We start from the raw sequence: 12,453 nt of genomic DNA on the forward strand, positions 1-12,453 counted from the left end.
TTGTACCTTTGCTTCGTTTGGATGGTACTATAATTGATAAAATTCGGCATTTTTTTAATATACAGTATTCTCAAGTAACTTTTATTTAGAAAGTTTCGGACGGTTATGAAAGTATTTATAAAAGAAAACATATACAAATGACAATCAATTGCAAAGGAATTTTAGTTTCATTAGAACGTCCGAAAGTGATGGGAATTTTGAATGCTACACCCGATTCATTCTATGAAAACAGTCGGATTACAGAAACAGAGGTGTTGAAAAAAGCTACGCAAATGTTGGTAGATGGTGCTGACTTTTTGGATGTTGGTGGATATAGCTCACGTCCAAATGCGGATGAAGTTTTAGAAATTACTGAATCACAACGCGTTGTTCCAATCATTCGTAGTCTAGTCAAAGAGTTTCCAAATTTGCCAATTTCCGTGGACACATTTCGTAGTGAAATCGCACGACAATGTTTGCTTGAAGGTGCGGCAATGGTAAATGACATTTCAGCAGGACAGTTGGATGAAAAGATGTGGGATGTTGTGGCTGAATTCCAAGTTCCCTACATTGCAATGCATTTGCGAGGTACTCCACAAACTATGAATCAATTTACTGATTATGAAAATATTGTCACTGAAATGATTCATTATTTTTCCAAAATAAAAGCTAAAGCACAGCTGTGGGGTATCAATGATTGCATCATTGATCCTGGTTTCGGTTTTTCAAAAACCTTAGATCAAAACTACGAAGTTTTACAAAAAATGGAATTATTCCAATCGTTGGACTCACCTATTCTGGTAGGATTTTCAAGAAAATCAATGCTATATAATCTTTTGGGAGTCGATTCTTCTAAGGCTCTGAATGCAACCACGGTAGTTAATACAATAGCTCTGATGAAAGGAGCTTCTATTTTGAGAGTTCACGATGTTAAGGAAGCGGTAGAATGTGTAAATATATTTAATAAAACATCTGAAAATGAATAGATTAATTATTTTAATACTTGCTCTTTTACTTTGGTCGTGTAACGAACGTAGCGTACAGTTACCCCAACTTTCACAGGCTCAACTTCCTACCGAGGTTACGGATTATTCACCCATCTATATCTTTTTTAATGAAAATTCTGGATTAGCCGACTTGAACAGAAAGAACATGATTTCAACAACCCATTGGGTATTTAACATTGATAAGCGATTACCTCTGTCTGAAGTAGGAAAAACAATGTTAACAATGCAGAAAAAACGGGCTACGATGAGTTTTCACAGTAATCCTGATGCAAAAAACTATTTCACTATAGCCGATATGCATGATCATAAGTATAAATTTTTAGAGTTTACTACTACCCAATTTGAGGTAATTACTGAAATACAAAATCAAGATAAAATATTAGAAATAAGTGATTTTAAAAACATAAAACACCTTATAGAAACACTAAAAGCTAATCCAAGTGAAACAATTTCCATGGATGGGAGTATATCGTTTCAAGATTTTGTTGTATTTTTACAGAAGATACAAGAAGTAGGTCTTTTTTTTAAGACAATAACCATTCTTGATATTGATAAAGTCAAATAAAGAAAGGTAAAAAAGGTTCTACTAAAAACCTAATCAGAAAGTAAAAAGGATATGAAATTATTTGAGATTTTAGATTTTTCAATAGCCGATGCTATTGATATTCTTTTAGTTGCGATGTTGCTTTACTATGTGTATCGGCTTATTCGTGGTACAGTGGCAATTAATATTTTTTTGGGAATTGTCATCATCTATTTAATTTGGAAAATAACGGAAGCCTTACAGATGCAATTGCTCAGTAGTATTTTAGGTCAATTCATTGGTGTGGGGGTTTTTGCTCTAATTGTTGTTTTTCAGCAAGAAATACGAAAATTCTTACTTACCATAGGTTCAACAAATATTACAGCACGAAACAAATTTCAAAAGTTTTTTGGCTTTTTGCGTCTGACAAAAAAAGAATCCGCATTGGATGTGAAAGGATTGATTGCCGTATGCCGAAAATTAGGGGCTAACAATACTGGAGCGTTAATTGTACTGGAACGGAACATGTCATTAGAATTCGTTCGAGAGACGGGCGATAAAATGAATATCGAATTTTCGCAACCCATAATTGAAAGTATCTTCTTTAAAAACAGTCCTTTACATGATGGTGCTATCATCATAAAGGGAAATTTTATAGTAGCAACCCGTGTCATTCTGCCTGTAGCAGGAGAAAATAAATTGCCTAAACATTTCGGATTACGACACCGAGCGGCTGTGTCTATTTCGGAAAAAACGGATGCTTCAGCATTAATCGTTTCAGAAGAAACAGGACGTATTTCGTACGTAAAAGGAGGAGATTTTATCAAATATAAAAATGATGAAGAACTCTTCCTTTTGATTAATAAGGACTTGGGATAAAATCAAAATTTTCAGATTTGATACTTTGAATTTTTGATAACTAACCTCTGAGGATTGAATCTCTACTCCTGTTACTTTAAATATTTAAAATAATATACTGATTTACAACAACTTAGATTCATGTTTTTATTAATCCATAATTTAGGTTAGGAATTACTTGGATTTTGTTAATTAAGATTGCTCTATGAAAGAAGATTTTTTGCAGTACCTTTGGAAACATAAAATAGTTCCTCAAGTTTCTACGCTCACTTCTGGTCAAAATCTTGTTATACATTCTTTTGGAACACCAAACAGACTTTCAGGGGCTGATTTTTTTAATGCTCAATTACAAATTGATGAACAACTATGGGCAGGAAATGTGGAGTTACACGTAAAATCATCCTATTGGTATGCCCATCGACATGAGCAAGATCCTGCTTATCAAAACGTTATCCTACATGTGGTTTGGGAACATGATGTGGAAGTTTTTGATTGCAATCAACGTCCTATCCCTACTTTAGAACTTCGACACGTTATTGATCAAAATATCGTAAAACGATACGAAATCTTATTTTCTAAATCTCATACATTCATAAATTGTGATAAAAACTATAAAAAAGTACAAGAATATATCTTTTTTTCATGGAATGAGCGTCTTTTTGTTGAAAGATTAGAGCAAAAATCCTTTTTAATTGATAAATTATTGACAGAATCACATTCAGATTGGGAGAAGGTATTGTTCTTAATGCTCCTAAAAAGTTTTGGAGGGACTGTTAATGGAGAAAATTTTCTAAATATTGGGAAAACAATTGACTTTTCCATTATTCGGAAAGAGAAAAATAACCCGCTGTATGTAGAAGCTCTACTTTTTGGACAAGGTCAATTACTTTCAAAACCTACTGAAGGTGCATATTTCCAAACACTATTGGCTAATTATGACTACCTAAAACGAAAATATAATCTGAAAAACAATAATTTGCATCTTGAATTTTCCAAACTCCGACCACAAGGTTTTCCAACCATTAGGCTTTCGCAATTGGGACAAGTATATGAAAAAAACGAAGGATTATTCTCAAAAATAATAGAAACTAAAGACATACAACAACTCAAAACTGTACTTACTGTCGAAACATCGCCTTTCTGGGAAACGCACTATACCTTTGGAAAAACGTCTAAAAAAGTAAAAAAGAAAATCAGCAATTCGTTGATTGAACTGATTTGGATAAACGTCATATTGCCTGTTAAATATATATACTTCAAATATTTAGGTAAAGACATTTCTGAAGAACTTATGGAAAGTCTACGGCAAATGAAACCTGAAAAAAATACGATTATTGACCATTTTGAAAATATAGGAGCATATCCAACTTCAGCATTTGATACTCAAATTTTATTACAACAATATAACCAATACTGCAAAGAGAAAAAATGCTTGAATTGTGCAGTAGGGATATCTTTATTAAAAGAAGAAAAATAGAGAATCTACTATTCTTCTGTTATAAAATTAATGATTGTCAATAAATATTTTACTAATATTTTTTATATCTTTGTAACTTTAAAACATAATAAATGAAACTAAAAGCAGGAGTTTTAGGAGCTGGACATTTAGGAAAAATACATCTACGATTGTTGAATCAATCTGAGAAATATGAATTAATGGGGTTTTATGACCCTGATAAAGAAAACGCTCAAAAGGTGAGTCAAGAGTTTGGTTATCACTGTTTTGATAGTATTGATTCGCTGATTGAATCTTGTGATATGGTCGATGTGGTTACCCCTACTTTGAATCATTTTGAATGTGCTGAGCGAATCATTACGAGGGGTAAGCACCTGTTTATAGAAAAACCAATAGCTAACACGGTTGAAGAAGCGGAACACATTATCGCTTTGGCAAAAAAACATAATGTTAAAGGTCAAGTCGGGCATGTAGAACGGTTCAATCCTGCTTTTTTAGCAGTGAAAAACAGCATTAACAATCCAATGTTTATTGAAGCTCATCGTTTAGCTGAATTTAACCCTCGTGGTACAGATGTTCCCGTTGTGTTGGATTTAATGATTCATGACATTGATGTAATTCTAAGCATTGTACAATCAAAAGTAAAACATATTTCTGCAAGTGGAGCTTTAGTTATCAGTCAATCACCAGACATAGCCAACGCTCGTATTGAATTTGAAAATGGTTGTGTTGCAAATCTTACGGCAAGTCGTATTTCAATGAAAAATATGCGAAAATCGCGATTTTTCCAGAAAGACGCCTATATATCAGTTGATTTTTTAGAGAAAAAGGTCGAAGTAGTCAAAATGAAAGACGCTCCCGAAATAGCAGGTGATTTCGATATGATTTTGCAAAATGCAGAGGGTGAAAAGAAACAAATATATTTTGAAGTCCCTGAAATTAAGGGAAATAATGCTATTCTAAACGAATTGGAAGTATTTGCCGATGCTATAAATAATAATACTACACCTGTTGTAACCCTAGAACAAGGTACGGAGGCTTTGCGAATAGCCAAACAAATCATCGAAAAATTGTAGATATGAATATTGCTGAGAATCTGAAAGGACTACAACAATCAATCCCTGAATGGGTTACGCTAGTTGCGGTCTCTAAATTCAAACCAATTGAAGATTTGCAAATAGCCTACGATGCTGGGCAGCGTATTTTTGGGGAAAGTAAAATTCAAGAAATGACCCAAAAAGAGGCTCTTATGCCAAAAGATGTACAATGGCATTTTATCGGGCATGTACAACGCAACAAAGTAAAATATATGGCACCTTATGTGAGCCTGATTCATGGTGTTGATAGCTTAAAACTGCTCGAAGAAATTAACAAACAAGCACTTAAACACAATAGAATTATTGATTGTCTGTTACAAATTCACATAGCTCAGGAGGAAAGTAAGTTTGGATTTGATCCTCAGGAAATTTTTAACCTTTTGGAAAATCCTACATTTGATAAATTACAAAATATACGTATAAAAGGTATCATGGGAATGGCTACCTTTACAGAAGATAAAAAACAAATAGCTTCTGAATTTCAATCACTTAAATCTGTTTTTGACTTACTAAAAAACAAACAACATCCTCTTTTGAATGTTGAAATTTTATCCATGGGGATGAGTGATGACTATCCAATAGCCATTGAGTGTGGGAGCACCATGATTCGTGTGGGGAGCAAAATTTTTGGATCTCGATAGAAAACTTTTACTCAGAAAATACTACTTCAGAAGTTACAAAATAGATTGATATATAAAAAACTGTCTACAGAAAATTTTCACTTCTATAGACAGTTTTTATTATTTTGTATTATATTGGATTATAAGTTTTTAACCAATAATTCTTTAATTTCAGGAGATGATGGTCTCGGTGCGTCTGCAGATATTATTTTACCTTCTTTATCTAATAGAATGAATCTTGGGATAGACGAAACGGAATAATCTTGTATAAAATTTTGCCCCTCTGTTGTCATTTCAGCATACAATTGGATACCTTGTAATTTGTTTTCTTTCATATATCCCAACCATTTATCTTTATCTTGGTCAATAGAAATGCTCACAAAAGCAATATCTTTCCCATGAAATTCTTTCTCAAGAGCTTGTAATGCAGGAATTTCATTGAGACAAGGCTTACACCAAGTTGCCCAAATATCAATATAGACTAATTTCCCCTTCAAATCATCCAATGAAGTCTTTCCTCCTTTAAAATTTTCGTATTCAAATTTTGGAGAAATAACTCCTGCTTTTAAACTTTTCAATTTTTCCAATTCGGCATAAAGTTGCTCAGCATGTTTCAAATAATCTTCTTTGGTAACATTATCTTTTATAACCTTGTAAATGAATTCATTAGTTTCAGAACCATTTTGTGGATTCAAGGTAAAAACCAATTGCTCAGCAAACACACTTCTAATTTTAGCTGGTTTCACAGCTTGAATTTCTTCAGCCATAGCTTTCCAATCAGGCTCTTGGTTCATGTATTTCCCGAAGAAATTTTCCATAACCAACGCTTTGTATGTTTCAAACAACTCAAAATCAGTTTCGTTGGTATAATCTACTTTATCTAATTCGGCTTTAAACTCAGCAGGCATCTCAATTTGTCTTCCGCTGAATTGAGACTTAACACGTGGGTACAATGCTTTCAATTGCAAGTCAAAATAATGGTTTGATTTCTCTTCCAACTTAACAAATTCTTTCGGAAGCCCTTTATAGTTTGCTAAAAATTCATCATTTTGTTTTTTGATATCAGCAACTGTCGTTTTGAATCCATCCAGCTCCTCACTCAAGATTGTTTCTAAATTTTGTCGAGTTTCATTTATTTTTTTGTTTTTCTCACGTAAAAAGACTTGTATGATGGTGTCTTTTCCTGAGAAAGTTACTTTTTCAAGACTGATATTAATCCCTAATTCGTCTCCTTTTTGCAAATACAAAGGAACCATAGCCGTTTGTTGAACCAACAAATTGTAGTAGTTCGTACTGATTGTTAAAGTATCGGCAAACGTTCCATCAGATTTTACATTCAACGTATGACGTTCTGTTCCACCGATAAGTTCTACTGGCATTCCCATATAGCCATCTATTTTTCCTGAGAGAATCACATGGTCAGCCTTCTTTCCACACGCTACAAATCCGAGAGTAGCGAATGATACAATAAATAATTTTTTCATTTTCTGTATGTTACAATTAATATTAAAAAATCGGTGCAAGATACAATATTTTTCCGATGTATCTTATTTCTTTCCTAAGAAATTTTACTCCGAATCCGTATTAGAAAAATAAGCATTAAGAAACTCATTACCATAGAAGAAATAAAAAGTTGATATACAACAACGGTTATTGCATTATGAGATTATAGCTTATTAATAGTTACCTTCCTCTAATCTCCCTAAAATTATTTCTTTTCCTGCTACAGATTCTGTAAAAATTAAATAACGATTACCTCCTTCTTTAATTTTGTATTTTTTCTTGATTTCTTCCACTGAAAGAGGATAATTTTTGGAGATAATATTATATTTAGCTCCTTTTTCGATATTTTTTGCAGAAATTACTTCTGATTTAAGCGTACGACCTGGAAAATTAGGTGTTTTTATATCAGATGTATATAGATGTGTATTTGGGTGTAGCTTTTCTAGTCCAAAATGAACAGCTATATGACTAAAAGCTCCCGATTTGAGCAAAGCATTATTCGGAATATAGATAAAATTCTTCACTTTTGAGAAAGCAACATTTTTTTCATACTTTTCATCGAAGAAAAATGTAAAAATGGGATCTTCATTGCCTAAGTTTATACATCTACACTCTGTTTTTGCTTCTATCTTATACCTATTTTGTATGATAAAAATTTCTTTAACTTCGTTTTTTACTGCAATAATATCTATTCGCTCCACGAAAGGAAGCGTTTGTATCAAATAGGTCAAGTCAATCAACGGGGAGAGCTTTACTAATATTTTATCGGAAATATTCCACAACTGTGGTTGCAACTCCAAAAGATTGGGAGAAAGATCTTCCAACAAAAATTTCTTCTTGTTATGAATATCTCGACGAGCGGGATCAATATAAATAACATCATATTTTTGTTGGTTTTCAGCCAGAAAATCAGTTGCATTTTGCAGATGAAAATTTGCATTCCTACCTAATATTTGCCAATTGTGTTTAACCAAGGACAGAAGTTCTGGATTTTGTTCTACCAAATGCACTTCTTCAAATCTTTTTGATAGGAAAAAGGCATCAATTCCCAGCCCACAGGTGAGGTCTAAAAATCGTTTTCCTCTAAGATTCAAGGATTTAAATTCGGCTGTTTGTTGCGATGAAGCTTGTTCCAAATTCAGCTGTGGAGGAAAAATAATATTCTCATGGAGCAAAAAAGTAAATTTTCGCGAAGCCACGTTTCGTCCCACTATTTGCTGAGCTAATTCTTTATTGGTAACAGATTCAAAGATAGGCTTTTTGAGTAGTAGTTCTGAGATATTTATATCCTGATTAGTAAGAATAAAATTTTGAACTTTAGGATCTAAAATATTCATATATAACAAATTATACACAAACTTTATCCGATTTAGGAATGTTCTATTTTTAGGTTAATAATACTGTCAAATACTATTGTTTCTAATCAGAGTTTCTGCATTTTAGTAGCTAATGTTTCAATAAATTTTGAAATCGGATTTTTGACCATCATTGCCATCATTGGATTAAAACTTCCTTCAAATAGTAATTGAACTTCACTTTGATTTTCAGCTATTTGAACAATGTTAGTAATCAGCGTAAAAGGTATTTTATCTCCTACAGCTCCCATAACAATTTGTGTATAAGGTGTTTTGCTTTTTTTCTGCAAAGCAATTTCAGGCATTCCTTTCAAAGCAAAAACAAATGAATTTTCATCAATAACTTCAAATTTACTGATAGATTCAGGCATTAATTTTTTAAAGTTACGAAGATCTTCCAACATCGTAAACAGTTCTTGAGGGTTTTTGGAAACCACTACTTTTGGGCTTTCTAAATTCATCTTATGACTTTTATAAATAGATATATATAAAGCAAGATTTACAATAAAAGTACTTTCATTGTAAATCTTATTATTACATTGAAAAACAATGTTTTACAAAAAAGTTTCTTAAGTAATATCTTACCTAAGTTTTTCATAATCCCAGAAAAACTTGCTCTATTTTTCTCTGTAAGATTTTACCGCCTCCACAAAAGCTTTTGCGTTTTCAACAGGAATGTTTGGCAGAATTCCGTGTCCTAAATTGACGATGTAGTTGTCTTTCCCAAAATCGTCAATCATTTGATGTACCATTCTTTTGATTTCCGAAGGCGGAGAGAGTAATCGTGAAGGGTCAAAATTTCCTTGCAACGTAATTTTACCTCCCGTAAGTTCTCGAGCTATTTTCGGAGTACACGTCCAATCCACACCAAGTGCAGAAGCTTTCGATTTTGCCATTTCAGCAAGGGCAAACCAACAGCCTTTTCCAAAAACAATCACTTTAGTAAGCGGTGCTAACGCTTCTACAATTTGATTGATATATTTCCAAGAAAATTCCTGATAATCAAGAGGTGAAAGCACTCCCCCCCAACTATCGAAAATTTGTACAGCATCAACTCCTGCTTTCACTTTTTCTTTTAGATACAAAATGGTCGTATCCGTAATTTTTTGCAACAATTTGTGTGCTGTTTGTGAATCTGTAAAACATAACTCCTTGGCAATGTTAAAGTCACGCGAACCTTTCCCTTCTACGGCATAACAGAAAATCGTCCACGGAGACCCCGCAAACCCAATAAGGGGCACACGATTGTCAAGCATTTGTTTGGTAAGTTTGATACCCTCCATCACGTATCCTAAAGTTTCGTGAATATCAGGAACTATCACATTTTCAACATCTTTAGCAGAACGAATCGGATTAGGAAGCCAAGGACCTACTCCTGATTTCATTTCCACTTCAATATTCATCGCCTGTGGAACAACCAAAATGTCTGAAAACAAAATAGCTGCATCAGTACCTACAATATCAATAGGTTGTACTGTGATTTCGGCAGCTAATTCAGGAACTCGGCAACGCGTAAAGAAATCATATTTATCGCGTAAAGCCCTAAATTCCGGCAAATATCTACCCGCTTGACGCATCATCCAAACTGGCGGACGCTCCACAGTTTCGCCATTCAAGGCTCTTAAAAATAAATCGTTTTGTAACATTTGTTAGTGCTTAGTGATTAGTAATCAGTGGTTAGTACAATTACTAAATAACTAACCACTAATCACTAACTGCTATGAATTAAATTCCGTTAATAATTGCGATAAAATCATCGGCTTTGAGTGATGCTCCTCCAATAAGTCCGCCATCAACGTCTGCTTTTGCAAAAATTTCTTTGGCATTATCAGGTTTTACGCTACCTCCGTAAAGAATTGAAACGCTGTCGGCTACTTCTTTTCCGTATTTATCAGCGAGTGTCTTACGAATAAATGCGTGCATTTCCTGAGCTTGTTCAGGTGAAGCGGTTTCACCCGTTCCGATTGCCCAAACAGGTTCGTAGGCTAAAACGATATTTTTCCACGCATCAGCAGACAAGTGGAACAATCCATTTTTAATCTGATTTTCAACTACTTTAAAATGATTATTTGCTTTTCTATCTGCCAATTCTTCTCCGATACAAAATACCATTCGGATATTGTGTTTCAAGGCTGTATCTGCTTTTTTAGCCAATGACTCGTCAGTTTCGTTAAAATAAGCACGACGCTCCGAATGTCCTAAAATTACAGTTTTTACGCCTATGCTTTTTAACATTTCAGCTGAAATTTCACCTGTGTAAGCTCCGTTTTCAGCAAAATGCATATTTTGAGCAATTACTTCAACTGCAGTTCCTTTTGCGGCTTCAGTTGCGGGAATTAAATTCACAAAAGTAGGAGCTACCATCACTTCTGCTTCTGTTTTAGGTAATTTTTTTAATAAATCAGCGATTAATTCTGTTGATTTTTTCAGGTCATTGTTCATTTTCCAATTTCCTGCTACAATTTTTTTTCTCATATCTTGTATTTTTACGATAAATAACTAATGCAAAACTAGCCACAAAAATACAATTTTTTATGAAATACATCAAGACATCCCGAAATTTATTTTAAAGCGAGAATGAATCGATATATTTGGAGAGAAATAAAAAGCTACCCTTTTTGGATAGCTTTATCTTATAGACGATTTTAGGTATTTAATCTTTCATACGTTCGACATACGTACCTTTTTCGGTCTCTACCTTAATGCGGTCACCCTCATTAATAAAAAGAGGTACGTTTACGATAGCTCCTGTTTCAACTGTAGCTGGTTTTGTCGCGTTTGTTGCTGTATTTCCCTTTACACCCGGTTCTACATGAGTCACTGTAAGAATTACGTTTGCAGGCATTTCTACTGACAATGGAGATTCATCCTCAGCATTAAAAATAATCATTACAATTTCACCTTCTTTCAACAAATCAGGGCTTTCTAACATGTCTTTTCGAATATGTACTTGGTTGTAATCTTCGGTGTTCATAAACACAAAATTATCTCCCTCCTCATACAGATATTGGAATGAACGTGTCTCAACACGTACATCTTCAATTTTGTGTCCTGCTGAAAAGGTGTTATCCAAAATTTTTCCCGTAGTAACGCTTTTCAATTTCGTACGAACAAAAGCTGGTCCTTTTCCAGGTTTAACATGTAAAAATTCAATGATTTTGTAAATGTCATGATTGAAACGAATGCACAATCCTTTTTTGATGTCTGCTGTTGTTGCCATTTATTTTAGTTCTTGTTTCTATAAATTTTTAATATTTTTTAAAGTGTTGATACTCCCATGTATCCTTTCATAATCCCTCGTGATGAATTTCGGATAAAATCTAAAATTTCATCTCGTTCAGGAGTAGCCTCCATTTCAGCTTCCACGATGGATAAGGCTTGTCCGATGTTGTATTTTTTTTGGAAGATAATTCGGTAAATATTTTGGATTTCACGTATTTTTTCAGCGGTAAATCCTCGTCTGTGTAGCCCTACTGAATTAATACCAACATAGGACAACGGTTCACGAGCTGCCTTCACGTATGGAGGTACATCCTTTCGAACTAACGACCCTCCTGTTACAAAAGCATGATTACCGATGTTTGCAAATTGTTGAACAGCTACCATACCTGCCAAAACCACAAAATCGCCAACAGTAGTGTGTCCGGCCAATGTTGTGTTATTTGAAAAAATGCAATGATTTCCTACAAAACAGTCATGAGCAATATGGCTGTATGCCATAATCCAACAATTTTCACCTACCACTGTTTTCATTTTATCAGAAGTTCCTCGATTGATAGTCACACATTCGCGGATGGTAGTCCCATCACCGATGATGGCTACAGTTTCTTCATTCTGAAATTTTTTATCTTGTGGGATGGCCGAAATTACAGCACCAGGAAAGATCGAACAGTTTTTTCCGATACGAGCTCCTTCCATAATGGTTACATTTGAACCTATCCAAGTACCTTCACCAATTTCTACGTTATTATGAATAGTCGTAAAAGGTTCTATAACAACATTTTGAGCTATTTTTGCCCCTGGATGTACGTATGCTAAGGGTTGATTCATCACTT

General features: G+C 33.9%; 13 protein-coding genes. 6 read left to right on the forward strand and 7 right to left on the reverse strand.

All coding sequences use genetic code 11. The annotated features are described in order from the left end of the window. The first annotated feature begins 137 nt into the window (after nt 1-137). From folP to ACF3OB_RS00080, 6 genes are all read left to right on the forward strand, one after another. The gene (gene folP, locus ACF3OB_RS00055) at nt 138-965 is read left to right on the forward strand and encodes a dihydropteroate synthase (RefSeq protein WP_042347908.1); all 828 of its coding nucleotides are present in this window, start codon (nt 138-140) and stop codon (nt 963-965) included. Beyond that, nucleotides 958-1,551: a hypothetical protein gene (locus tag ACF3OB_RS00060; protein WP_095893144.1), complete on the forward strand. Its 594-nt coding sequence runs from the start codon at nt 958-960 to the stop codon at nt 1,549-1,551. The genes folP and ACF3OB_RS00060 overlap by 8 nt, the downstream gene beginning before the upstream one ends. Nucleotides 1,552-1,602: 51 nt before the next feature. Continuing rightward, a complete protein-coding gene (locus ACF3OB_RS00065; protein ID WP_042006574.1) occupies nt 1,603-2,388 on the forward strand; it encodes a diadenylate cyclase in 786 nt (261 codons plus the stop codon). Between the two features lie 184 nt (nt 2,389-2,572). Then, nucleotides 2,573-3,844, forward strand: a complete 1,272-nt coding sequence (locus ACF3OB_RS00070; protein ID WP_392447800.1) for a DUF2851 family protein — start codon at nt 2,573-2,575, stop codon at nt 3,842-3,844. Nucleotides 3,845-3,936: 92 nt separating this feature from the next. Beyond that, nucleotides 3,937-4,899 (forward strand): Gfo/Idh/MocA family protein, encoded by a 963-nt coding sequence (locus tag ACF3OB_RS00075; RefSeq protein ID WP_042006576.1) that lies wholly within the window; start codon nt 3,937-3,939, stop codon nt 4,897-4,899. Nucleotides 4,900-4,901: 2 nt separating this feature from the next. Next, on the forward strand, nt 4,902-5,561 hold the full coding sequence (locus tag ACF3OB_RS00080) for a YggS family pyridoxal phosphate-dependent enzyme (RefSeq protein ID WP_095893142.1): 660 nt from the start codon (nt 4,902-4,904) through the stop codon (nt 5,559-5,561). 119 nt (nt 5,562-5,680) lie between these two features. Here the strand turns inward: ACF3OB_RS00080 and ACF3OB_RS00085 are convergent, their stop codons facing one another. The 7 genes from ACF3OB_RS00085 to lpxA all read right to left on the reverse strand — a co-directional run bounded on the left by ACF3OB_RS00085 (nt 5,681) and on the right by lpxA (nt 12,448). Beyond that, nucleotides 5,681-7,024 carry a TlpA family protein disulfide reductase gene (locus ACF3OB_RS00085; RefSeq protein WP_392447802.1) on the reverse strand — a complete coding sequence of 448 codons (1,344 nt, stop codon included), beginning with the start codon at nt 7,022-7,024 and terminating at the stop codon, nt 5,681-5,683. A gap of 192 nt (nt 7,025-7,216) precedes the next feature. Next, nucleotides 7,217-8,380, reverse strand: a complete 1,164-nt coding sequence (locus tag ACF3OB_RS00090) for a class I SAM-dependent methyltransferase (protein ID WP_392447804.1) — start codon at nt 8,378-8,380, stop codon at nt 7,217-7,219. An 86-nt stretch (nt 8,381-8,466) separates the two neighbouring features. Then, the gene (locus ACF3OB_RS00095) at nt 8,467-8,859 is read right to left on the reverse strand and encodes an SRPBCC family protein (protein ID WP_392447806.1); all 393 of its coding nucleotides are present in this window, start codon (nt 8,857-8,859) and stop codon (nt 8,467-8,469) included. Nucleotides 8,860-9,015: 156 nt separating this feature from the next. Beyond that, nucleotides 9,016-10,044: a uroporphyrinogen decarboxylase gene (hemE, locus tag ACF3OB_RS00100; protein WP_392447808.1), complete on the reverse strand. Its 1,029-nt coding sequence runs from the start codon at nt 10,042-10,044 to the stop codon at nt 9,016-9,018. A 79-nt stretch (nt 10,045-10,123) separates the two neighbouring features. Beyond that, nucleotides 10,124-10,873 carry a triose-phosphate isomerase gene (tpiA, locus tag ACF3OB_RS00105; RefSeq protein WP_013998166.1) on the reverse strand — a complete coding sequence of 250 codons (750 nt, stop codon included), beginning with the start codon at nt 10,871-10,873 and terminating at the stop codon, nt 10,124-10,126. A gap of 178 nt (nt 10,874-11,051) precedes the next feature. Beyond that, a complete protein-coding gene (gene efp, locus ACF3OB_RS00110; RefSeq protein WP_042006589.1) occupies nt 11,052-11,618 on the reverse strand; it encodes an elongation factor P in 567 nt (188 codons plus the stop codon). Nucleotides 11,619-11,656: 38 nt separating this feature from the next. Continuing rightward, on the reverse strand, nt 11,657-12,448 hold the full coding sequence (gene lpxA / locus ACF3OB_RS00115; RefSeq protein WP_042006642.1) for an acyl-ACP--UDP-N-acetylglucosamine O-acyltransferase: 792 nt from the start codon (nt 12,446-12,448) through the stop codon (nt 11,657-11,659). Between the last annotated feature and the right edge of the window lie 5 nt (nt 12,449-12,453).

The sequence above is a fragment of the Capnocytophaga canis genome, from assembly GCF_043187445.1.
GTDB classification, from domain to species: Bacteria; Bacteroidota; Bacteroidia; order Flavobacteriales; family Flavobacteriaceae; genus Capnocytophaga; species Capnocytophaga canis.

Excerpts from the sequence above, each read along its gene's own strand:
- ACF3OB_RS00085 (WP_392447802.1), bottom strand. The coding sequence starts at position 7,024 with ATGAAAAAATTATTTATTGTATCATTCGCTACTCTCGGATTTGTAGCG.
- ACF3OB_RS00095 (WP_392447806.1), bottom strand. The coding sequence starts at position 8,859 with ATGAATTTAGAAAGCCCAAAAGTAGTGGTTTCCAAAAACCCTCAAGAA.
- ACF3OB_RS00080 (WP_095893142.1), top strand. The coding sequence starts at position 4,902 with ATGAATATTGCTGAGAATCTGAAAGGACTACAACAATCAATCCCTGAA.
- ACF3OB_RS00090 (WP_392447804.1), bottom strand. The coding sequence starts at position 8,380 with ATGAATATTTTAGATCCTAAAGTTCAAAATTTTATTCTTACTAATCAG.
- ACF3OB_RS00060 (WP_095893144.1), top strand. The coding sequence starts at position 958 with ATGAATAGATTAATTATTTTAATACTTGCTCTTTTACTTTGGTCGTGT.
- lpxA (WP_042006642.1), bottom strand. The coding sequence starts at position 12,448 with ATGAATCAACCCTTAGCATACGTACATCCAGGGGCAAAAATAGCTCAA.
- efp (WP_042006589.1), bottom strand. The coding sequence starts at position 11,618 with ATGGCAACAACAGCAGACATCAAAAAAGGATTGTGCATTCGTTTCAAT.
- folP (WP_042347908.1), top strand. The coding sequence starts at position 138 with ATGACAATCAATTGCAAAGGAATTTTAGTTTCATTAGAACGTCCGAAA.
- ACF3OB_RS00070 (WP_392447800.1), top strand. The coding sequence starts at position 2,573 with ATGAAAGAAGATTTTTTGCAGTACCTTTGGAAACATAAAATAGTTCCT.
- tpiA (WP_013998166.1), bottom strand. The coding sequence starts at position 10,873 with ATGAGAAAAAAAATTGTAGCAGGAAATTGGAAAATGAACAATGACCTG.
- hemE (WP_392447808.1), bottom strand. The coding sequence starts at position 10,044 with ATGTTACAAAACGATTTATTTTTAAGAGCCTTGAATGGCGAAACTGTG.
- ACF3OB_RS00065 (WP_042006574.1), top strand. The coding sequence starts at position 1,603 with ATGAAATTATTTGAGATTTTAGATTTTTCAATAGCCGATGCTATTGAT.
- ACF3OB_RS00075 (WP_042006576.1), top strand. The coding sequence starts at position 3,937 with ATGAAACTAAAAGCAGGAGTTTTAGGAGCTGGACATTTAGGAAAAATA.